Origin of the sequence: Nonomuraea turcica (assembly GCF_030718205.1) — a bacterium.
In the GTDB taxonomy this organism is placed as follows: Bacteria; Actinomycetota; Actinomycetes; order Streptosporangiales; family Streptosporangiaceae; genus Nonomuraea.
In genome coordinates this window covers 1-18735 of the sequence record NZ_JAUZQF010000032.1, presented here as the reverse complement: position 1 = coordinate 18735, position 18735 = coordinate 1, and the positions used below count along the sequence as shown (strand labels likewise).

20 protein-coding genes are annotated in these 18735 nt (G+C 67.8%); 10 read left to right on the top strand and 10 right to left on the bottom strand.

Annotated elements, in window-relative coordinates; genetic code table 11:
* The first annotated feature begins 61 nt into the window (after nt 1–61).
* The 3 genes from Q9G87_RS51160 (at nt 62) to Q9G87_RS51150 (ending at nt 4008) form a co-directional block, all read left to right on the top strand.
* Nucleotides 62–667, top strand: a complete 606-nt coding sequence (locus Q9G87_RS51160) for a response regulator transcription factor (protein ID WP_305923964.1) — start codon at nt 62–64, stop codon at nt 665–667.
* Nucleotides 658–2475 (top strand): sensor histidine kinase, encoded by a 1818-nt coding sequence (locus tag Q9G87_RS51155; protein ID WP_305923963.1) that lies wholly within the window; start codon nt 658–660, stop codon nt 2473–2475. The genes Q9G87_RS51160 and Q9G87_RS51155 overlap by 10 nt, the downstream gene beginning before the upstream one ends.
* A gap of 78 nt (nt 2476–2553) precedes the next feature.
* Nucleotides 2554–4008 (top strand): multicopper oxidase family protein, encoded by a 1455-nt coding sequence (locus tag Q9G87_RS51150; RefSeq protein WP_305923962.1) that lies wholly within the window; start codon nt 2554–2556, stop codon nt 4006–4008.
* 16 nt (nt 4009–4024) lie between these two features.
* Here the strand turns inward: Q9G87_RS51150 and Q9G87_RS51145 are convergent, their stop codons facing one another.
* The gene (locus Q9G87_RS51145; protein WP_305923961.1) at nt 4025–4318 is read right to left on the bottom strand and encodes a cupin domain-containing protein; all 294 of its coding nucleotides are present in this window, start codon (nt 4316–4318) and stop codon (nt 4025–4027) included.
* Between the two features lie 248 nt (nt 4319–4566).
* Here Q9G87_RS51145 and Q9G87_RS51140 point away from each other — a divergent pair, with 248 nt between their 5' ends.
* Nucleotides 4567–5154 (top strand): recombinase family protein, encoded by a 588-nt coding sequence (locus Q9G87_RS51140; RefSeq protein ID WP_305923960.1) that lies wholly within the window; start codon nt 4567–4569, stop codon nt 5152–5154.
* Nucleotides 5155–5255: 101 nt separating this feature from the next.
* Here the strand turns inward: Q9G87_RS51140 and Q9G87_RS51135 are convergent, their stop codons facing one another.
* Nucleotides 5256–5594 carry a hypothetical protein gene (locus tag Q9G87_RS51135; RefSeq protein ID WP_305923959.1) on the bottom strand — a complete coding sequence of 113 codons (339 nt, stop codon included), beginning with the start codon at nt 5592–5594 and terminating at the stop codon, nt 5256–5258.
* A gap of 228 nt (nt 5595–5822) precedes the next feature.
* Nucleotides 5823–6437: a TetR/AcrR family transcriptional regulator gene (locus Q9G87_RS51130; protein WP_305923958.1), complete on the bottom strand. Its 615-nt coding sequence runs from the start codon at nt 6435–6437 to the stop codon at nt 5823–5825.
* A 78-nt stretch (nt 6438–6515) separates the two neighbouring features.
* On the opposite strand from Q9G87_RS51130, the gene Q9G87_RS51125 reads away from it, so the two are divergent.
* Nucleotides 6516–7730: an amidohydrolase family protein gene (locus Q9G87_RS51125; RefSeq protein ID WP_305923957.1), complete on the top strand. Its 1215-nt coding sequence runs from the start codon at nt 6516–6518 to the stop codon at nt 7728–7730.
* A 100-nt stretch (nt 7731–7830) separates the two neighbouring features.
* On the top strand, nt 7831–8433 hold the full coding sequence (locus tag Q9G87_RS51120) for a transposase (RefSeq protein WP_305923956.1): 603 nt from the start codon (nt 7831–7833) through the stop codon (nt 8431–8433).
* A gap of 609 nt (nt 8434–9042) precedes the next feature.
* Here Q9G87_RS51120 and Q9G87_RS51115 read toward each other — a convergent pair.
* The 3 genes from Q9G87_RS51115 to Q9G87_RS51105 form a co-directional block, all read right to left on the bottom strand.
* Nucleotides 9043–10938, bottom strand: a complete 1896-nt coding sequence (locus Q9G87_RS51115) for a CocE/NonD family hydrolase (protein ID WP_305923955.1) — start codon at nt 10936–10938, stop codon at nt 9043–9045.
* A gap of 323 nt (nt 10939–11261) precedes the next feature.
* A complete protein-coding gene (locus Q9G87_RS51110; protein WP_305923954.1) occupies nt 11262–12500 on the bottom strand; it encodes a serine hydrolase domain-containing protein in 1239 nt (412 codons plus the stop codon).
* Between the two features lie 130 nt (nt 12501–12630).
* Nucleotides 12631–12990 carry a DUF1048 domain-containing protein gene (locus tag Q9G87_RS51105; RefSeq protein WP_305923953.1) on the bottom strand — a complete coding sequence of 120 codons (360 nt, stop codon included), beginning with the start codon at nt 12988–12990 and terminating at the stop codon, nt 12631–12633.
* Between the two features lie 309 nt (nt 12991–13299).
* Here Q9G87_RS51105 and Q9G87_RS51100 point away from each other — a divergent pair, with 309 nt between their 5' ends.
* On the top strand, nt 13300–14028 hold the full coding sequence (locus Q9G87_RS51100; RefSeq protein WP_305923952.1) for a GbsR/MarR family transcriptional regulator: 729 nt from the start codon (nt 13300–13302) through the stop codon (nt 14026–14028).
* A gap of 32 nt (nt 14029–14060) precedes the next feature.
* Here the strand turns inward: Q9G87_RS51100 and Q9G87_RS51095 are convergent, their stop codons facing one another.
* Complete coding sequence (locus Q9G87_RS51095; RefSeq protein WP_305923951.1) at nt 14061–14225, bottom strand: hypothetical protein; 165 nt, start codon at nt 14223–14225, stop codon at nt 14061–14063.
* A gap of 196 nt (nt 14226–14421) precedes the next feature.
* Between Q9G87_RS51095 and Q9G87_RS51090 the strand changes: the two genes are divergently transcribed.
* Together Q9G87_RS51090 and mihF are read left to right on the top strand one after the other, a co-directional pair.
* The gene (locus Q9G87_RS51090; RefSeq protein ID WP_305923950.1) at nt 14422–15138 is read left to right on the top strand and encodes a TetR/AcrR family transcriptional regulator; all 717 of its coding nucleotides are present in this window, start codon (nt 14422–14424) and stop codon (nt 15136–15138) included.
* Nucleotides 15139–15585: 447 nt separating this feature from the next.
* Entirely contained in the window at nt 15586–15897 is a 312-nt protein-coding gene (gene mihF / locus Q9G87_RS51085; RefSeq protein ID WP_305923949.1) for an integration host factor, actinobacterial type, read from the top strand.
* Between the two features lie 27 nt (nt 15898–15924).
* Here the strand turns inward: mihF and Q9G87_RS51080 are convergent, their stop codons facing one another.
* The 3 genes from Q9G87_RS51080 to Q9G87_RS51070 form a co-directional block, all read right to left on the bottom strand.
* Nucleotides 15925–16986 (bottom strand): recombinase family protein, encoded by a 1062-nt coding sequence (locus Q9G87_RS51080; protein ID WP_305923948.1) that lies wholly within the window; start codon nt 16984–16986, stop codon nt 15925–15927.
* A 523-nt stretch (nt 16987–17509) separates the two neighbouring features.
* On the bottom strand, nt 17510–17731 hold the full coding sequence (locus Q9G87_RS51075) for a hypothetical protein (protein WP_305923947.1): 222 nt from the start codon (nt 17729–17731) through the stop codon (nt 17510–17512).
* A gap of 381 nt (nt 17732–18112) precedes the next feature.
* Complete coding sequence (locus tag Q9G87_RS51070) at nt 18113–18520, bottom strand: Tn3 family transposase (protein ID WP_305923946.1); 408 nt, start codon at nt 18518–18520, stop codon at nt 18113–18115.
* Nucleotides 18521–18552: 32 nt separating this feature from the next.
* On the opposite strand from Q9G87_RS51070, the gene Q9G87_RS51065 reads away from it, so the two are divergent.
* On the top strand, nt 18553–18735 hold a 183-nt coding region (locus Q9G87_RS51065), incomplete at its 3' end, for a hypothetical protein (RefSeq protein WP_305923945.1).

The window sequence follows — 18735 nt, the reverse complement described above, 5'->3', positions numbered from 1 at the left end:
TGAAGATCTCCCTAGATGGTAGAAATGGGTCGAAAGTGTGTCCTGATGGTGGGGGCGATGGATGATCCGGGTTCTGCTCGCCGAGGATATGCACATGGTCCGAGGGGCACTGGTCGCACTGCTCGAGCTCGAACCCGACATCAAGGTCGTCGCGGAGGCGGCGACCGGCGACGAGATCGTGCCCATGGCGCTGGAGCACGCGCCGGACGTGGCGGTGATCGACGTCGAGCTGCCCCACGTCGACGGGCTCACCGCCACGGCCGAGCTGCGCAGGCGGTTGCCGCGATGCCGGGTGCTGATCGTGACGAGCTTCGGCCGCCCGGGAAGCGTCCGCAAGGCCTTCGCCGCCCAGGCCTCCGGGTTCGTGGTCAAGGACGCCCCGCCGGATCAGCTTGCCGATGCGATCAGGAGGGTCGCGGCAGGTGAGCGGGTAATCGATCCCCAGCTCGCCGTGGCCGCGCTGGAGGTGGTCGAGAGCCCGCTCAAGCCGCGTGAGCTGGCAGTGCTCGGGAGGTTCTCTGACGGCGAGGACGTGGAGCAGATCGCCGAGGCGCTGTTCCTGTCCGTGGGCACCGTACGCAACTACCTCACCGGGATCGTTGCCAAGCTGCACGCCCGCAACCGGCTGCACGCCGTCCGGATCGCCCAGGACGCCGGTTGGCTCTGAGCCCGGCCCGCCTGCTCGCCGGCTTCATCTGCGTGATGTGCCTGCTACGGGTGAGCTTCCACCTCGGCGAGGCCTCGGCCGGGCCGTTGACCGTGGCGAGCATCATCGGGGTCGCCACCCTCCAGCTGCCGATCTCACTGCCGGGCCGGCGGCGCCTGTCCGCCGTGCTCTTCCCGCTGCAGGCGGTACTGAACTACCTGCCCTTGCTCGCCGAGGCCGACAGCTGGCGGGCGGGCGGCTCGGGGTTCGTCGCCGCCTCGGCCCTCCTCGTGGTGCACGGTCCCTCCGCCTGGCTGATCTTCGGGCTGATCGCGGTCGCCGAGGGCGCCATAGCGACCGCGCTGGTCCTCGCTCCCGTGTACGTCTATTACGCAGTCGTCGCCCCCCTCACTGTCGGCCTGATGCTGTACGGTCTCAGCCGGCTCGCCGACCTGCTGGACCGGGTCCAGCGGGAGCGGTCCGAGCTGGCCGCCAGGGCCGGCGAGGTCGAACGGCTACGGCTGTGGGGGCACGTACACCGCCTGGTCGTGAGCAGCGTGTCCGCCGTCGAACGGCTGGCGCGGCGCGCTCAGCGCCAAGGCGACGTGGAGGCGGTGCAAACAGCGATCTCCCGGGCCGTCGCCGTCGCGCGGGAGGCGCTGGATCAGGTACGGTCCCTGCCGCCCGCCGAAGCGGCGATCCCGGTCCCGCCTCGCGATGACGACACGCGGATCCTTCGACTGGCCACGCCGATCCTCATCGTCACGCACGTCCTGTTCATCGGGCAGTCGCTGTTCAACTTCGCCGCCGACGAGACGCTCGATCCCGGGTCTGGGGACGTCGGCTACCTGGCCCTGCTGCCCGTGACCTTCGGCCTGCAGTTCTGGCACCTGGCCGCCCTGCGCACGCGCAACCGGCCCAGGGGCCTGGCCTGGACCATGACCGCTCAGGCGCTCACCATCTACGCACCGCTGGTGCAAGGCGAAGCGTCCGGGCTCCTCGTATCGGGGTTCTTCGCCGGTGTCGTCCTGCTCTACATACGGGCGCCGCTGTCGTGGCCGCTGTGCGTGGTGATCTGCGGCCTCCCCGCCGTCGAGGCCTGGCACGCCTGGGGCCCGATCGCTTCCACCTACCGATCCTTCAGTACCCTGTCCACCGCCCTGGCGGTCTACGGCCTGACCCGGCTGGTCGCTCTCGTCACCGAGCTCAAGCAGACCCGGGCCGAGCTCGTCGAGGTGGCAGCCCTGCGCGAACGACTGAAGGTGGGCAGGGACGTACACGACCTGCTTGGCGGCGGTCTCACCACGATTGTCCTGCACGGGGAGCTCACGCTGCGGCTGCTGGAGGCGGACCCGAGCCGGGCGATGGGGCAACTCGAGCGGGTGTCGCAGGCGGCGCGGGCCGCGCTCGCCGACACCGCCCGGCTGAGCACACCGGACCGGCGCCTGTCGCTGGCCGCCGAGGTCGACTCCGCCAGAGCCGTACTGGAATCAGCGGGAGCGGCCGTACGGATCGATGCCGCGCCCGTGCCCGGGCCGGTCGAGCCCGTGCTCGCGGTAGTGCTGCGCGAGGCGGTCACCAACGTGCTGAGGCACAGCACACCAGGCGAGTGCCTGATCGAGATCGCCGTCGAGGACGGCCGCGTACGGCTGCGGGTGGCCAACGACGGAGCCGCCCCCGACTCCGACGAGCCCGGCACGGGGCTGCGGAGCCTGCGTGCCCGCCTGGCCGCCATTGGCGGCGAGCTCACCACCACCCGGACCGGCGACCGCTTCGAGCTCCTCGCCCGCGCACCAGTCGATCATGAGGATCTCACGCCCACGAGGTGAATCCGGCGACTGTGCCGGGGAGCGCCCGGTAGCTCACAGTGGATCCGCCACACTGACACGAAAGATCAACCGGGGACCATGAATCGTCGACAGTTCCTCACGGCCGCCGCGCTCTCCGGCCTCGCCTCCGCCTGCGGCTCCGGCGCCGCAGGCGCCCGTGCTCCGCGCGATCCGGCCGCCTTCCGTACCGAGCTGCGCGTGCCGCCGCTGCTCGAGCCCGAGGTGGACAAGGACGGAACGCGGAGATACGTACTGACGATGCAGCGGGGCCGCAGCGAGATCCTGGCCGGAAAGCCGGTCGAAACCTGGGGGTTCAACGGCCCGCACCTAGGGCCGACGATCCGGGCGGCACGCGGCGACAGGGTCCGGATGGCGGTCACCAACCGGCTGGACGAGCCGAGCACCGTGCACTGGCACGGAATGCGGCTGCCCGCGAAGATGGACGGTGGGCCGCACCAGATGATCGACCCGGGCGCCACGTGGAGTCCGCACTGGACCATCGACCAGCCCGCCGCCACGTCCTGGTATCACCCGCACCCACATGGCAAGACCGCCACGCAGGTCTACCGCGGCCTCGCCGGCATGTTCATCATCGACGACCGGACCACAGCCGCGCTCCCCGCCACGTACGGGGTCGACGACGTCCCCCTCATCCTTCAGGACAAGAGCCTCGCCGAGGACGGCTCACCGACGGGCGACCCGTTGAAAGGCACTTTCGGCATCCTGGGCGACCACATCCTGGTCAACGGCACGTACGCCCCTTTCGTCAACGTCCGCACCGAGCGGGTGCGCTTTCGGGTCCTCAACGGATCGAACGCCCGGATGTACCACCTCACGTTCGCCGACGGCCGCGCGTTCCACGTCGTCGGCAACGACGCCGGCCTGCTGCCGGCGCCGGTCCAGGTCGACCAGGTCTCCCTCACCCCGGGCGAGCGCATGGAGGTCGTCGTGACCTTCGTCGCCGGCGAGCAGGTACTCCTGCGCACGGTCTCGGGGTCCGACGACATCGACGAGGGAGACTTCGACCTTCTGAAGATCGTCGCGGCGCCGCGGCTCGCCTCCTCCCCTCGCCTGCCGGCCCGCCTGGCCACCCCCACTCCGATCGTGGTTCCCCCGAACGCCAAGGTCCGCCGGTTCCGGCTCAACGGCCACGACGCCATCAACGGCAAGGAAATGGACCTGTCGCGAATCGACGAGGTGGTCCCCGCCGGCGCCATGGAAATCTGGGAGATCGAGAACACCGTCTACGCCCACAACTTCCACATCCACGAGGTGGCATTTCAGGTGCTCACCGTGGATGGGGAGAAACCTCCCGCGTACGCGAGCGGCCACAAGGACACCGTCTACGTGCCGCCGAAGAGCACGGTACGGCTCGCCGTCCAGTTCGGCCGGTTCACCGATCCGGCGACGCCGTACATGTACCACTGCCACATCCTGCGGCACGAGGACTCCGGCATGATGGGGCAGTTCGTGGTCGTGGAGCCGGGCACTGAGAACCAGGTGCCCCGCACGATATCCGCCCACCACATGTAGCGCCGCCGGCCGCAGCTCAGCTGCCGTATTGCCGGGTCTCGGCCCGCTCCACCAGCAGCACGTGAGCGGGCTCGTCCGCGACCGGCCGGTGCCGCAGTCCCTTGGGCACGACGAAGACGTCGCCCGCCACCATGGTGACCGGGTCGCGACCCTCAATCTCGATCCGGAACGTGCCGTCCCAGCACAGGAACAGCTCGTCCTCGTCGTGATCGTGCCAGGGGAACTCGCCGTGCAGCTGGGCCAGTCGCACCACGGCGTCGTTCGCGCGGGCCAGCTCCCGTTGCTGGAAGGAACCCCTTCCCAGAGCCAATAGCCCTAAATTGGACCGTTTCTCGAACCAATCAGGGGTGCCGGTAAGAAACGTGTCATGAGCCCCAAACGAGCGGCTTCTCTGACGACGCCGCCAGTTTGATCTTGTCCGGAATCGATCATTTCTGAGACACGCTGCAGGCGCAGTCCTGCTCTCGGTGTTCGACCTCGCGATCATGTCTCATAACCCGCGTACGAAAACTATGTTTCACTACCCTGGAGCCTGGCCGTTTATTAGACAATGTCCAGATGAGCAGGATCGGCTACGGCAGGGTTTCCACTCGCGACCAGAATCCTGACAGCCAGCGCGACGCCCTCACAGAGGCCGGTTGCGACCGGATCTTCGTCGACAAGGCATCGGGAAAGGTCGATCGACGCCCTGAGCTCGACAAGGCGCTGGACTACCTCAGGCCTGGCGACACCTTCGTCATCACCCGCCTGTCGCGCGCCGCCCGTTCGCTGCGCCACCTGCTGGACTTGGCGGCGCAGCTCCGCGAGCGCGAGGTCGATCTCTTGGTGCTCAAGCAGGGCATCGACACCTCCACGCCGGGTGGACGCCTGCAGTTCCACATGTTCGGGGCCTTCGACGAGTTCCTCCGCGAACTCATCGTCGAGGGCACCCTAGAAGGACTGGCCTCGGCCCGAGCACGCGGCCGCGTCGGCGGGCGGCCGGCGGCCCTGGACGCCCACGGGGTGGAGATGGCCCGCGCGCTGTACGAGATGAAGGGCGATGACGGCAAGCGCCGCTACACCGTCCAGCAGATCGCCGACCGGCTCGGCGTCAGCCGCGCCACGATCTACCGCCACCTCGATCCCGACAAGCCGGTCTCGGCGTAGGAGAAGCACGGTGCTGCCCCGGTCACCTACTACGGCGCCAAGGCCGAGCTGAGCTTGTTCTCAAGAATCTGAAACGATCTCGCCAGCGCCAAGGTTGAAGGTCAAGGTGGCGGAGCCGTGCGGCGGAGCCGTACCACCACAAAGGCGAGCAGCCCGAGGGCGGCCAGCGCGAAGACCGCGTTGCCGATGAGGTCCACATTCGCGGGCGCTGGGAAACTCGGCGGCTGAGGGAAGCCGTGCCACGCGTAGGTGACCAGGCCGGCAGCGCCCAGGGCGAACCTGTGCCAGGGTCCCCAGCCCGCGCGCCGGGACCAGCGCAGGATGAGCAGCGTCATCGTGGCGTAGAGCGCGAGGTAGAAGCCGACCGTGATCCACGCGGGCACGACGGACTCCAGCTTGATCCCCACCAGGGCGAGCAAACTGGGCAGCCAGAACGCCAACCCAGCCGCGATGGTGATCGCGAAGACGGTCCACGGACTGGCCGGCGTAGCCGGGAGACTTGTGGTTTAAGGTCGCATGTGGGTTCTCGCCCGATGTTGCAAAAATGATCATTTGAGAACGGATGCTGCGGTGGGATCGGCTGTGATGGCCGATTGAAGGCTTTGAAGCGGTGTACGTGACGCGCCACGGGACCCGAGCGGCGGATGCCGTTGGCCCGGTTGAGGCGTCTATTGGGCGGCATCCGGGGGCTTGGCGAATCCGTGGAGGATGGCGTCGGCGAGTGACTGAGCTTGCTGCGCAGGTGAGAACAGGGCAGGGCATGCCAGCCAGGTGGCGGCGGTGCCGTTGACCGCGTTGATGATCGTGAGCGCTGCGGTGTTCGCGGTGACGCCCGGGCGGAGTTCGGCTTTGGTCAGCAGCTGCACCATCTGCCGCCGCCAGCCTTCCATGATGGCCTGCTTGTCGTGCAGGCCGCGTTCTAGTTCGGCCACGCCCTCCGCGCTGCGCATCGACAGCGCGAACACTTCCCGGAACGTCGAATCCTCCTCCAGTGCCGTGAAGAACGCGACGAGGAAGTCGGCGACGCGCTGCAGAGGTGGTTCTGGGCCGTCGAGCTTGTTCCAGACGGGCGTCGCGGCCTCGGCCCACAGCTCGCTGATCGCCGACAGGCAGAGCGCCGCCTTGTCTGTGAAGTGGTGGTAGAGCGCGCCGCGGGTGACTCCCGCCCGTGCGGCGATCCCCGCGAGGGTGGCCGCCGCGTAACCAAGCTCGGCGAACTCTGCAAGAGCCGCGACCAGCAGGGCGCGGCGGGTGGCCGCCGCCTCCTCCGCAGTTCTCCGCATGACGGACAGTTTCTCATACATGCGGGCATGTATGCTTCACTAAAGATACGTATCTGCATGTATGTAAAGGAGCTTGCCATGCTGCTATTCCGCGACGTCAAGGTGTTCGACGGCGAGGAGGTCCTTCCGCCCACCCACGTCACCGTCGCCGAAGGGCTCATCGCCGCGATCGGAGAGGCGGAGGCACCCGGAGCGGTCGTCATCGAAGGGCGCGGAGCCACCCTGATACCCGGCCTCATCGACGCGCACGCGCACGCCTTCCCCGGCGATCTGGAACAGGCCTCGATATTCGGGGTCACGACCGTCCTCGACATGATGGCCGACCCCGCCCAGGCCGCCAAGCTCCGTGCCACGGCTGCAGCCGCCCCCGAGCTGGCGGACCTGCGCACCGCGGGCACCGCCGCCACGATTCCCGGCGGATACGGCTGGTACCTCGTCGAGATGGGCCTCCTGCCGCCCTTCCCCACGCTCACCGCCCCCGAGCAGGCCGAAGCTTTCGTGGCCGAGCGACTGGCCGAGGGGTCCGACTACCTGAAGATCCTTCTCGACGACGGCTCAACCGTAGGCATGCCGACCCCGACAATGCCCAACGAGACACTCCATGCGCTGGTCGCCGCCGCCCACGACAGAGGCAGGATCACCGTCGCCCACGCGCTGACCGCGGAGTCCGCCCGGCTGGCAGTCGCGGCAGGTGTCGACGTGCTCGGCCACCTCTTCGTCGACCAGCCCGCCCCAGAGCTCGCCTATGAACTGGCGGCAAGGGAAACCGTGGTCATCCCCACCCTCGCCGTACTCGGAGAGCTGTTCGGCAGATCACAAGGCCGGCAACTGGCCGCAGACCCCCGGGTGGCGCCATACCTGGGCGAAGGGGCGCGGCGCATGCTCACCATGGAACCCGTGCCGCTCGGCGAAGGCGCACGCCACGACTTCGACGTGGCGACCCGCACGCTGGCAGAGCTACGCGACGCCGGCGTCACCGTGCTGGCCGGATCCGACGCCTCCAACATGGGAACCGCCCACGGCGCGACCCTGCACCATGAACTGCGCCAGCTCGTGGCCGCAGGCTTGACGCCCCGGGAGGCCCTGACCGCCGCCACCGCCGCCCCCGCCCGCTGCTTCGGCCTCACCGACAGGGGCAAAATCGCGCCCGGACTCCGCGCCGACCTGGTACTCATCGACGGCGATCCCACGGCAGACATCGACCACACCCTCGACATCCTCGGCGTTTGGCGAGACGGACAGCGCTTAACGCGCGAGCACCAACTCGGTGACGAAGGTCCGCTTACCAGCTGAGGGCAGCCGGTGGACGCCCCACCGGAAACGAAGATCTAAAACGATGGCCGTGGAGTCCAGTATGCCGGTTACGCCAACGCGGGCGGGAGAGCCATCGACGATGAGCTCGTTGGAGATGGCGAGGCTGCGGGAGTTCCGGGCGGGCTGGCATGACTGCCTGACCAGGCGTGGGAACGCATTATTCGAGCTCACCGACGCCGTGTTGTGCGCACCGACGATCACATCGCTGCCCTATCTGAGTTTGGAGCCGGTGTTCCGCCGCAGCTGGGGCAGCCTGTACGACGGATTAGCCGCGGGATCGATCGATGCCGGACGGGTGCGTGAGCTGCTGGTGAGATCGGGCCCGGCGGACTGGCCGCTGACCTTCGCCGTGGACGCCAGCACGCACCCGCGTCCATATGCCGAGACCAGTCCTGGGCGTGAATGGCATCACCTGTCGGGACCAGGTGGCGTGGACGGCGGGGTACCCGGGTGGGCCTGGCAGCACGTCACCCAGCTCAATCTCGATCACGATTCCTGGGTCGCACCGATGGACGTGACCCGGGTGGCCACCGGCGGCCCGGCGCAGACGCTGGCCGCCGTCGGCCAGATCCGAGCCATGGCCGACCGGCTGCGGACAGCTGGGCGAGCAGGGCGCAAGCTGTTCGTCCACGACGCCGGATACGGCCCTCCGCTCCCGAACATGTCCCCAGCCGCCAGGTAGAACTTGATCCTTGATCAGCAACTGAACGGCCCACGGGAGCGCGCCGGTCGGTCAGGAACTCCGGTGCGGCCAGTTAAGCAGCCGGCGGTGGGCGGCCCAGTGCACATCCTCGATCGCACCGCCCTTGGAGACGACACGGGCGCGGCGGAACTCCGGGTCGAGGTCCTCGACATAGAGGGTATGGATCTCCTCAGTCTTCGCGCTGGATCAGCTTCACGAGAGCTGGCAGAGAGGCGCGTCCATTGTTATCTAGGGTTGTCGAACCCTTCCAGCAGGTCAGAGGATGATGATCTCTTCCTTCACGTAGGCCAAGTTGGCCGAGCTCGCCGATCGCCTAGCAGGATGCAGTGTGGGCCTGGGCCAGTTCGGTGACGCCGCCAGTTGACCGCAAGCGGATTCGCTACGGCGGTCCGTGGCCAGGTTGTCAGTCGAGCCGTGTAGCGGACCAGCTGACGCGTTGCGCTGCCACTCCGCCGCTCTCCCATCCGCTCCCACCTGCGTGAATGTCGCCCGGCCCGCGAGCTCCCCGCTGTGCCTGTGCCGTGCTCGGGACGTCATGCGTACGGTCGCGCCCCTCGGCCGCGACCGTACGCATGATCGGTCATGGTGTTACTTGCTGGGAGCGCCGTTGACCACCGGTAGGGAGATCGAGGTGCCGGTCAGGTCGATGGTGACCTTGGCTCCGGTGCCGGGTTCTGCCTTGTTCTCGGTGCCGTGGCCGTCCGCGGCGACGTTGAAGTCGTCGTTGGTTCCGGTCAGGACCAGGCCGAGGCGGTGTCCGGCCTTGAACTGGTAGTCCTGCGGCAGCATTTTCCAGGTGATCTGGTAGGACTTGCCTGGCGTCAGCGGTGTCTGGCGGCTGAGCGACTTGTGGTTCTGGGCGTCCAGGATGCCGCGGGTGACCACGTTGAAGTCGGTGGTCGCCGTGTTGTCGCCGGCTTTGAGGTAGCAGCCGTCGTCATCGGTCGTGCTTGGGCCGACGCAGTCTTCGCCGCCGATGAACTTGAAGCCATAGGCTCGATCTGCGCCGAGTTCACGGACGTTGATGCGGGTGTCGGTGCCGTAATCGACGAGCAGGACGCCTAGGTTGGCGGTCGGCTTGTCCAGCTTCAGGCGCAGGCTCACCGACGGCGTCCCGGACAGCCTGAGCGCGTTCTCCAGCGGCGGGGTCAGGAAGGCCAATCGGTTCGGGTTGGTGGTGGCGGGGTTGTCGGCCATCGCGATCTCGGTCTGGGCGGTGTCGAGATAGCTGCCGGTGCCAGCCGAGGGCGTGCGCCCCAGGGAGCCGTCCCGCTGCGGCCGCAGGGTCGTCGTTCGCGCCGCGGGTGCCGGCCAGTCGGCCTGGCTGATCCACCGGTCCGGGCCGTGCTGCACGTCGATGCGAGGCTGGCGCATAATATCGTTGGCCGCGCCCATCAGTTCGTGGTCGAACCACTTGTTCAGGGTTGTGAGCCACACCTCGCGGCGGGTCCAGAACGGGTCGAGGTGCGCATACTGCGTCACCCACGCCTTGCGCTGCACGGTGCGGGGCAGCTTGGCCCACCACTCGGCAAACTGGCTGCCCACCACGTTGCGGTCCTGCATCCCATAAACGCCGAAGACGCTGGCGTGCACGTTGCTCGCCTTGGAAATCGGTCCGGTCCGGTAGTTGCGCTCGTGCCAGTAGGCGTTGTAGTTGCCGGTGGCGTCGTCGGAGCCCTCGCGAAGGCGCTGGTGCACCGCCGCGCATTTCTCATCCGGATCGGCGTCGAGCCGCTTGGCCATGAATTCCTGCGTGCCCTTGGAGAAGGTGAGGGCGCCGTTGATCCGCGACGTCTCATACCCGCTGGTGTAGGACGCGATCGGCACGATCGTCTCCAGCCCTTGCACGCCGGTGCCGGCCACGCCGATGCCGAGCGCTCCCTCGTAGGAGTGGCCGATCATCCCGGTACGCCCGGTGGTCCAGGAGGCCTTGACCGGGTCGCCCTTGTCGTCAATGGCGGTCGCCCGGCCGTTCAGCCAGTCGATGACCGCCTTGCCGCCGAGCACGTCGGGGGCGCCGTAGGTGGTCGGGCAGCCCTCAGACAACCTGGTGCCGATCATGTCGACGGACAGGAACGCATACCCACGCGGCACGAAGTAGTTGTCGTAGAACATCGGGAACTTCGTCGCATTCCCGTTCGCGTCATACTTCTTCTTTTCCACCTCGAAACCGGCACCCGGTTCGTCGAAAGCCGGGCTTTCGTGCATGATCACCGGGACCTTGAGTCCGGGACCGCTCTCTTTCGGCCGGATGATGTCCACCCGGATCAGGTCCTTCTTGCCGTCGCCGTCACTGTCGACCGGCGACTGCACCCGGACGTGCTCACGGATGGCGCCGGCGTAGGAGAAGACGGGCTGCGTCACCCCGCCGGAGACTTTGATCTCCGGCTTGTCCGCCGCGGAGGCGGCGGGAGCACCGGCGATCACGAGTGGGATCGCGAAGGTGACTGCGGCGAGGAGCCCTCGCCGTGGGCGGTTGGACATGTGCCCTCCTTTGGGGCTGGTCATTGCGATGGGTGGCACCGAAAGCGTTTGCGCTGGTCAGCGCGGAGTGTGCTGGCCAGATCAGCGGGATTTGCGGCGGTGGGCAGAGCATGCCGGGGCGGCGGCGAGTGCGCCGGCGGGCAGCGGCATGCTCGTCGTGCGCGAGCGAGTGGCCCTGGTGCAGCGCGAGCGCTGTAAGCAGTCGGTGCAGTGCCTGGTGGAGAACGTGTCGTGCTGCGGGTTTCGGCCTGAAGGTGCCGGCGTCGAAGGCCGAAGCCCGGTCGAGGTGTTGTGCCGGAGCGACCTCGACCAGGTGGGGCGGGTCAGTTGTCGATGGCCTGGTAAAGGGTGGTCCAGAAGTCGTGGATGGCGTTGGCTGAGTCGGGGGTGGACATGCCGACCTGGGTGAGCAGGATGCCGACGATGCCGTTCTCGGGGTCGGCGTAGGTGGTGGTGCCGGCTCCGCCGTCCCAGCCGAACTGGCCGATGGGCGCGTAGTCGCCGCGGTAGGTGCGGACCGCCATGCCGAAGCCCCAGCCGCCGTGCTGTCCCAGGCCGTACCCCGTGTGCAGGACGTTGCGGGCATAGACCTCCCGGGCGGCTTGCTGCTCGGGAGTGAGACGGTTGGTGGTCATCAGCTCGACGGCGGCCCTGGACAGGATGCGTCGGCCGTCGTGCATGCCGCCGTTGAGGAGCATCCGGAAGTAGGCGTGGTAGTCGTCGGCGGTGGAGTCGAGTCCGCCGCCGCCGGACGGGAAGGCCGGAGGCTTGCTGTGGTGCCCGCCTTCGGCCGGGTCCTCCACGTTGAACTCGCCGGTCTGCCAGTCGGGGGAGTACAGCGGCGGGAAGCGGTGGATCTTGTCGGCGGGCACGTGGAAGCCGGTGTCGGTCATGCCGAGTGGCTCGAAGATGCGCTCGTGCAGGAACGTCTCGAACGGCTGGCCGCTGACCCGGGCGACCAGCACGCCGAGCACGTCGTCGCCGAGGTTGTACTGCCACCGCTCGCCGGGCTGATAGGCCAGCGGCAGCGTGCCCAGGCGGCGCATCCACTCATCCGGGTCCGAGCCCGGCAGCAGCCAGCCGTCCGCCTGGCCGTAGACCCCCTGCTCGAAGAGCGCGCCCAGGATCGGGGCGGTCTTCGCCGTCATGTCGATGCCGAGCCCGAGCGTGGAGGTCAGCAGATCCCGTACGGTGATCGGCCGCCGCGCGGGCACGGTGTCGTCCAGCGGGCCGTCGGGTCGCGTCAGCACCTGCCGGTCGGCCAGCTCGGGCAGCCACTTCTCGACCGAGTCGTCCAGCCGCAGCCGGCACTCATCCAGCAGGACCATCGTCGCCGACGCGGCGACCGGCTTGGTCGTGGAGGCCATCCGGAAGATGGTGTCGCGGCGCATCGGCTCGCCACCGTCGTGGCGCATCGTCCCGATCGCCTCCACATGCGTCTGTTCGCCCCGGCTGACCAGGGCGACCAGCCCGGGGAACTTCCCGGACTCGACATGCCCTGCCAGCACCTCGCGCAGTCTGTCCAGCCCGGTCTTGGAGAAGCCGCTGTTGCTGTGTGCCATCACAAATTTCCTTACATACAAGCGTTAGATACAGAATTTAGATCTTGCGTGCCCCGTCCCGGCGTGGCGCTCGGCCTCGGGCGCGACGTGCGGGGGTGCGGGGTGTGTCAGAGGGTCTTGTCGTGTTTTCTTAACCGGCGGCGCGCTCGATGGCGTCGGTCAGTTGCTTGCGGGCACGGGCGGGGACGTAGCCGCCGTCGGTGTAGTCGCGGACGAACGTCTCGGCGAATGTCACCGGGTCCGGCCCGACGATCTCGCGGATCGGCGTTCCGTCCGCCGCGGCCTGCTCGAACAGGGCGGCGAGGTCTTCGAACCTGGACGCCTCACTGTCGGCGTCGGTCGGCACGAAGTGCATCATGTGCCGCTGAATCGCTTCGACCGCCGCCCGGTAGTTCGGCGGAAGCTGTCGTACGCGTGCCTGGTACTGCCGCCACCGTCGCTTGGGGCCGATCATCGTCGCGATGAAACCGCCGAATGTGGTGTCGGTCATGGTGATCGTCTCCTTGATGGAGCTGTTCGAGCCGTTGTGTGGGGAAGCTCCGGATCCGCCACTGGGCCGTTTGTTCATGCATCGCTGAACGCCTGCGACAGTACATTGCATTCATAGATAAGTCAACGTCTATTGGAAGCGAACATGCCTGTTTAAGCGCGCTTTTACGGCGAACACTGCAATGAGCATGGCACTGATTGCAATAGATGATCAAGTCATGTGTTGCAATGGACTTCGAGTGATTGCATACTGTGCGGCGGGAGTGCGCGCGCCGAGGCGCGCATGCCGGCAGATGGGAGACGAGCACCGATGCCCGGAGACAGACTCACCAATGAGGACCGCCAGCAGATTGCTGCGGGGCTGGCCGAGGGGCTCGGATACACCGAGATCGGCCGGCGTCTCGGGCGGCCCGGCTCGACCATCATGCGGGAGGTCACCCGCAACGGCGGCCCCGACGACTACCGGGCGCAGCGGGCGCAGGAGGCCACAAAGCAGCGTGCGCGCCGGCACCGGCAGGCCAAACCTCCGGCGCCGCCGATCGGCGACAGCAGCCACGGGCGCGACCCGCAGGCGGTCCACGACCTCACCGAATCCTTCGCCACGCTCCTGGAGCAGCAAGGGATGCCCCGGATGGCGGCCAGGGTGCTGGCCTGCCTGCACGTCACCGACTCCGGCGCCCTCACCGCCGCCGAACTGGTCCAGCGGCTGCACGTCAGCCCCGCGTCGATCTCGCAGACCGTCGCCCTCCTCGAACAGCAGGGACTCCTCAAGCGGGAACGAACTCCCGGCGGCCGCCGCGAACGCTACGTCGTCGACGACGAGCTCTGGGTCCGCTCCACCCTCGCGGCTCTGCAGATGAACGAGACCCTGGCCGCCGCATCGCAGCGCGCGGCGGAGATCCTCGGGGCCGATACCCCGGCCGGCGCCCGCTTCGACATCTCCGCCGAGTTCCTGCTCCTCGTCAACGCGAGCCTCGGACAGGTCATGCGGCAGTGGCAGCAAGATCAGGCCGCCCGCAACGCCGAACGCCAGTCATGATTACTCGCGACCTTCGGTCGGGGCTCTGGGTGTCACGCCGGCGCCCGCTGGAGCTTCTCGGGAATGGTGCGTCTCATCGTCCCAGCTGACCAGGGCGGCAGCCCGGGAATCTGCCTGGATTCGCAATGCCCTGCCAGCACCTCAAGCAGCCTGCGCAGCCCCGCTTCGGAGAAGCCGCCGTCGCTCTTTCCCATCATGAATCCCCCTTTGCCTACGGTGTTCGATCTTGTGACCGCTGACGCGCCTCCGCATCGGGCCTGATCGCCGCCGAACAGCAACCTTCTTGGTTGCTGCCTTAGGACGCTGTGTCCTTAGGACGCTGTGTCCTTAGGACGCTGTGTACGCTAGCCGCAGACGATATAGGATGGCAAGAGCCGATTGACAGGGAGTGGGATGATGGACCCGACACGCACCGTTGAGCTGCTGTGGGGACTTCGCGAGCCGTGGACCGGAGGCGGCCCCAAGCCGACGCTGAGCATCGAGCAGATCGCGCGCACCGCCGTGGCCATCGCCGACGCCGAGGGATTCGACGCGGTCACCATGCAGCGCGTCGCCGGCCGGCTCGACTACACCAAGATGGCGCTCTACCGGTACGTCGCCAGCAAGGATGAACTGATCGCCGCCATGATCGAGGCGGCCGTCGGCGAGCCACCGGATCTGACCGGGGTGTCCGGTGGCTGGCGGGGCAGGCTGGAGGAATGGGCCAACCGGATGTGGGCGGCCTGGGAGGCCCATCCATGGCTACCGGACGTCACCGTCGGGAACCGGATCATGGGACCCAACGAAGTCGGCTGGATCGAGGCCGCTCTCAGCACACTCACCGACACCGGACTGAACGGCGATGAACGAATGGACGCCGTACGCCTGGTCAGCAGCCACACCCGCAACACTCGCTCGGCGGACAATGCGGGAACTGTCCCGTGGACCGCCGACGGACAGCTTCCCGACACCATCGGCGAACAACTTCGCGAACACCGCAAACGCTACCCATCGGTGACAGCCGCGATCGCGGCCGCCAACCCCGCCAGGCACAACACCCGCACGTTCGGCCTGCACCGCATCCTCGACGGCCTCGAGCAGCTCATCTCCACCAGATCGCGCGAGGGTTGACGCCTGCGAGTGGAGGAGCCCTCGCTGGTCGGACCACATGGTCGGCGTCGACACCGGCCGAACTGCCACCCCCACACAGGTCGTTGGCGCTGAGATTGATCTTGGGCCTTCGCGGGGTGTCGTTATTAACTGCGGCAGCTCAGTGAGGTCCCCGACCTGCCCGACCTGCCCGACAGCGGCGACCTGGAGGAGGAGGAAGGGGTGTAGGGCTCCCCCCGGCTCGCGGGGGCCGACCGGTCCCCGCGAGTGTGGCCCGTACCGGGACGTCACTCCTTCCTGCCCGTGCTGGTGGTTCGTCGAGGACGGCCTGCCAGTAGGAGCGGAACGGCGAACCGGGCTTGGTGTCACATCTGGTGACGCTGTACGGGATGATGATCAGCGGCTGCCCCGTCGTGATCTCTGGCGGGAGTCATTGACCAGCTGATATCTCTGCAGAAGAGGTACCTGATGGCCCTGTCGGCGATGACGGCGGAGCGGCGTGCGAAGGCGTTGGCGAAGGCGGCCGAGGCGCGTACGGCGCGTCGTGCGCTGCTGGCGGAGGTGGCCTGCGGCGTGGTGAGTGTGGCGGAGGTGCTCGAGCGCGGCGGGCAGGATCTGGTCGGCAGGACGCGGGTGGTTGCGGTCCTGCGGGCCGTTCCCGTATATGGGCCGGCCCGGGTCGCGGCGTTGATGGCCATCTGCGGGGTGGCGGAGAAACAGCGGGTTGGCGCGCTGAGCGAGCAGCAGCGCGAGCGGCTTGTGCGGGCTTTGATCAGGTGACAGCGCCGGGGCTGATCGTGTGCGTGCTTATCGGAGTTCCGCGTCCGGGTGAGGCTGGCTCTGCAGGCGATGGCGAAGGTCGGCCTGCTCCGCCGTCAGCGCCTGGCCCGGGCGCCGGATGCGGGCCGGGCGGGGTCGGGGGATGTCGTCGCCGTGCAGGAGGGCGAAGTCGGCGTGAGCCGCCTCGACGGCTTCGGGGTAGGCCTGGGTCTTCTCATGCTCGGCCAGGGCCCGGTAGATGCTGGCCAGGGACGGGTTTTCGCCCTTGCGTTTCCCGGTCGGGATGATCAGGTTCTTGCGGATGTCTTCGACGCGTTCCCCGGCGGCCTTGCGGCGTAGCACGGTGTGCAGCATGTCGTCGGTGATGACCGGGGGGCGGCCGCCGTGGTTGCCCTTGCGGGCGGCGGCGTCCAGGCCTTCCAGGGTGGACTCGCGGATGGCTTCGCGTTCGGTCTCGGCCATCGCGGCGAAGAACGCGAACAGCATCCGGCCGGGCCCGGACGGATCGTAGATGCCAGCCAGCGGCCCGGCGAGCATCTCCAGCACCAGGCCGTGCGCGGTCAGATGGTCGGCCAGCGCGGTGAGCTCGGCGGCGTCGCGGCCCAGCCGCTTCATCTCATACACCGTCAGGATGACGCGGCAGTGCGGGGCGTGCGCCTTGATCTGGCGGGCCAGCGCGAGCGCCGCCTCGAACTGCGGGCGCACCTTCACCCGGGTCGAGATCTTCTCGGCGAAGATCTTCTCCCGCGGAATCCCGTGCGCGGCGAGTGCGTCCAGTTGCGACTGCAGTTCCTGGGTGAGGGCGGAGCAGCGGGCGTAGCCGATCCGGATGTCGGCGGAGGGCCCATCGTCACTGAGCGGTGCGGGCGGTGGGGTGCCGGGCCGCCACGGCTGCCCGGGCCCGCGGTCGGCCGGGGTGATGACCCGCAGCAGTTTGGCCAGCCGGGGGATCTTGGTGAAGCGGCCGGTGTGGTAGGTGCCGGCCACCGCGCCCGAACGCGACCGGCACGGCGAACCGGGCGCGACGGCGCATCGCGGGCACGGGTGACGTTCGATCTCATCGGCGTCACGGGTGCCTTCCTCGGCCATAGCGGGCAGATGAGCTGATTCAGCGTGTTCGCGGGGTTCCGGGGCTTCGGCCATGCCCCAGATGCTCTCACAAACATTTCCCAGAATCCGGAGCTCCGCCGACTTGCATGAGAACGAGTTCTGAGAGGAAATCAGCCTCTCGGATGATCGGAACCGGCCCTGCGAAGCCGTCTGGTGATCTTCTCTGGCAATCGCTCGTTTCTGAGAACGCGAACGCCTTGGCTCATCCGCGGAGGCGCCCATACCGACCAACGCCTATCGGATCTTGGCCGACGACGACGGCGGAACACCCGACCAGAAGCTGATCACCCCATCCTGGGTGGCGATCACCCTGTTCTCGAACTCCGCCACAAGATCGAAACCCATCGGATGACCGGCCGCGGCGTCGAGTGCCCGATCGATGAGATGAACCGGCCCGCGGCCGCCAGGAGGGCCTGGCTACCGCATGGCGATCGTAGGGCGCTCTGGGCTGATCATCGTGATCGGGAACCGAGACTTCGACGTGTCCGCCAGACCAGCGTGCTCAGTCGATGGGATTATCCAGCCATTGACCGTCCCGCATGACGGTGCGCCCGACGAATTCGTGAAGGCCGTTCCAGACCTGGATGCGCCGGGGGTGCAGGCGTAGGTAGACGAACGTGCCCTCCGGGTAGGTACGGGGGTCTGTGGAGACTTTGGCGTAGTGCTCGGCGATGCCGGCGTCGATGTCGGAGACATCCACGAGCGACGCACTGGTGTCGATCATGATGACATTCGCGGTGTCGCCGACAGCGACTCGCGCTTGCGGGTGTCCCTTGATATTGGCGACGGTGCGGCTCTTAACAAAAGTCGCGGTATACAGGGCTGCGCCGCGGCGCGACCTCCCGCCGTGATCAGATCGCTGGGATTGTGCCCCGGATTCCACGTGCTGTGGTCCAATCGCCCCCTCAACGCCCACGAGGCCCTGTTCGACCCCGTAACGAAACTCCCGCACGCAGCGCCACGCCAAGGCACCATGGAACGAAACTCCGTGCGAGGCTCCCGAATGCGGGCTGACCATCATCCAGCCTGCGACGGGACGTCGGCGCCGCCTACTGCTCAACCGCCTGCCGAGTTCGCGCGCATCGGACTACGACGCGATCGTGACCTACTCCGGGCTGCCCGGCTGTGCGACATCTCCGCTCAGCGCCAGCCGCTTGGCGACGTCCAGCCGTACCTCGCCGTAGGGCTGGACGTGCTGCCAGAACAGCGGAGTCAGCCCGCGCCGGTCGGCGGGCTTGAGCAGCGCGGCCCACTCCGGATCGGCCAGGACGTCCTGCAGCATCAGCGTGTTGATGTACACGAGCGCGGCCTGCAAGATACGCAGGCACAACACGCTCATCTCCAGCTCCTCGCGCCGGTTGGTGGCGATGTCGCCGCCCTTGCCGTAGAAGATCACCGAGTTTGCGCCGTTGGACGACTCCACTACGTTGAGCCCTTCCTGGATCTCCCGCTGGAGCTCGCGGAGCCGGAGATAGCTATTAGTTACGTGGAATCTGACGGTAGGAATGATCATTCTCCTATCGGACCACGGACTGAGGAGATCCATTGGGCAGCACGGTGGTGCTGGAGGAGAAGTGGCCGGTGCTCGACCGGCACGAGCGGGCGGCCGAGTGGCTGCGGATATGGACGGACTTGGGGCGAGCGCCCCGAACGATCGACGCTTACGCCTGCGGCCTGGCCGAGTATCTGACGATGTGCGACCGCGAGGGCATCGACCCGGTCACGGCG

Excerpts from the sequence above, each read along its gene's own strand:
- Q9G87_RS51130 (WP_305923958.1), bottom strand. The coding sequence starts at position 6,437 with ATGCGGAGAACTGCGGAGGAGGCGGCGGCCACCCGCCGCGCCCTGCTG.
- mihF (WP_305923949.1), top strand. The coding sequence starts at position 15,586 with ATGGCCCTGTCGGCGATGACGGCGGAGCGGCGTGCGAAGGCGTTGGCG.
- Q9G87_RS51105 (WP_305923953.1), bottom strand. The coding sequence starts at position 12,990 with ATGACCGACACCACATTCGGCGGTTTCATCGCGACGATGATCGGCCCC.
- Q9G87_RS51075 (WP_305923947.1), bottom strand. The coding sequence starts at position 17,731 with ATGATCGACACCAGTGCGTCGCTCGTGGATGTCTCCGACATCGACGCC.
- Q9G87_RS51080 (WP_305923948.1), bottom strand. The coding sequence starts at position 16,986 with ATGGCCGAGGAAGGCACCCGTGACGCCGATGAGATCGAACGTCACCCG.
- Q9G87_RS51070 (WP_305923946.1), bottom strand. The coding sequence starts at position 18,520 with ATGATCATTCCTACCGTCAGATTCCACGTAACTAATAGCTATCTCCGG.
- Q9G87_RS51115 (WP_305923955.1), bottom strand. The coding sequence starts at position 10,938 with ATGTCCAACCGCCCACGGCGAGGGCTCCTCGCCGCAGTCACCTTCGCG.
- Q9G87_RS51150 (WP_305923962.1), top strand. The coding sequence starts at position 2,554 with ATGAATCGTCGACAGTTCCTCACGGCCGCCGCGCTCTCCGGCCTCGCC.
- Q9G87_RS51110 (WP_305923954.1), bottom strand. The coding sequence starts at position 12,500 with ATGGCACACAGCAACAGCGGCTTCTCCAAGACCGGGCTGGACAGACTG.
- Q9G87_RS51120 (WP_305923956.1), top strand. The coding sequence starts at position 7,831 with ATGAGCTCGTTGGAGATGGCGAGGCTGCGGGAGTTCCGGGCGGGCTGG.
- Q9G87_RS51095 (WP_305923951.1), bottom strand. The coding sequence starts at position 14,225 with ATGATGGGAAAGAGCGACGGCGGCTTCTCCGAAGCGGGGCTGCGCAGG.
- Q9G87_RS51100 (WP_305923952.1), top strand. The coding sequence starts at position 13,300 with ATGCCCGGAGACAGACTCACCAATGAGGACCGCCAGCAGATTGCTGCG.
- Q9G87_RS51160 (WP_305923964.1), top strand. The coding sequence starts at position 62 with ATGATCCGGGTTCTGCTCGCCGAGGATATGCACATGGTCCGAGGGGCA.
- Q9G87_RS51140 (WP_305923960.1), top strand. The coding sequence starts at position 4,567 with ATGAGCAGGATCGGCTACGGCAGGGTTTCCACTCGCGACCAGAATCCT.
- Q9G87_RS51125 (WP_305923957.1), top strand. The coding sequence starts at position 6,516 with ATGCTGCTATTCCGCGACGTCAAGGTGTTCGACGGCGAGGAGGTCCTT.
- Q9G87_RS51090 (WP_305923950.1), top strand. The coding sequence starts at position 14,422 with ATGATGGACCCGACACGCACCGTTGAGCTGCTGTGGGGACTTCGCGAG.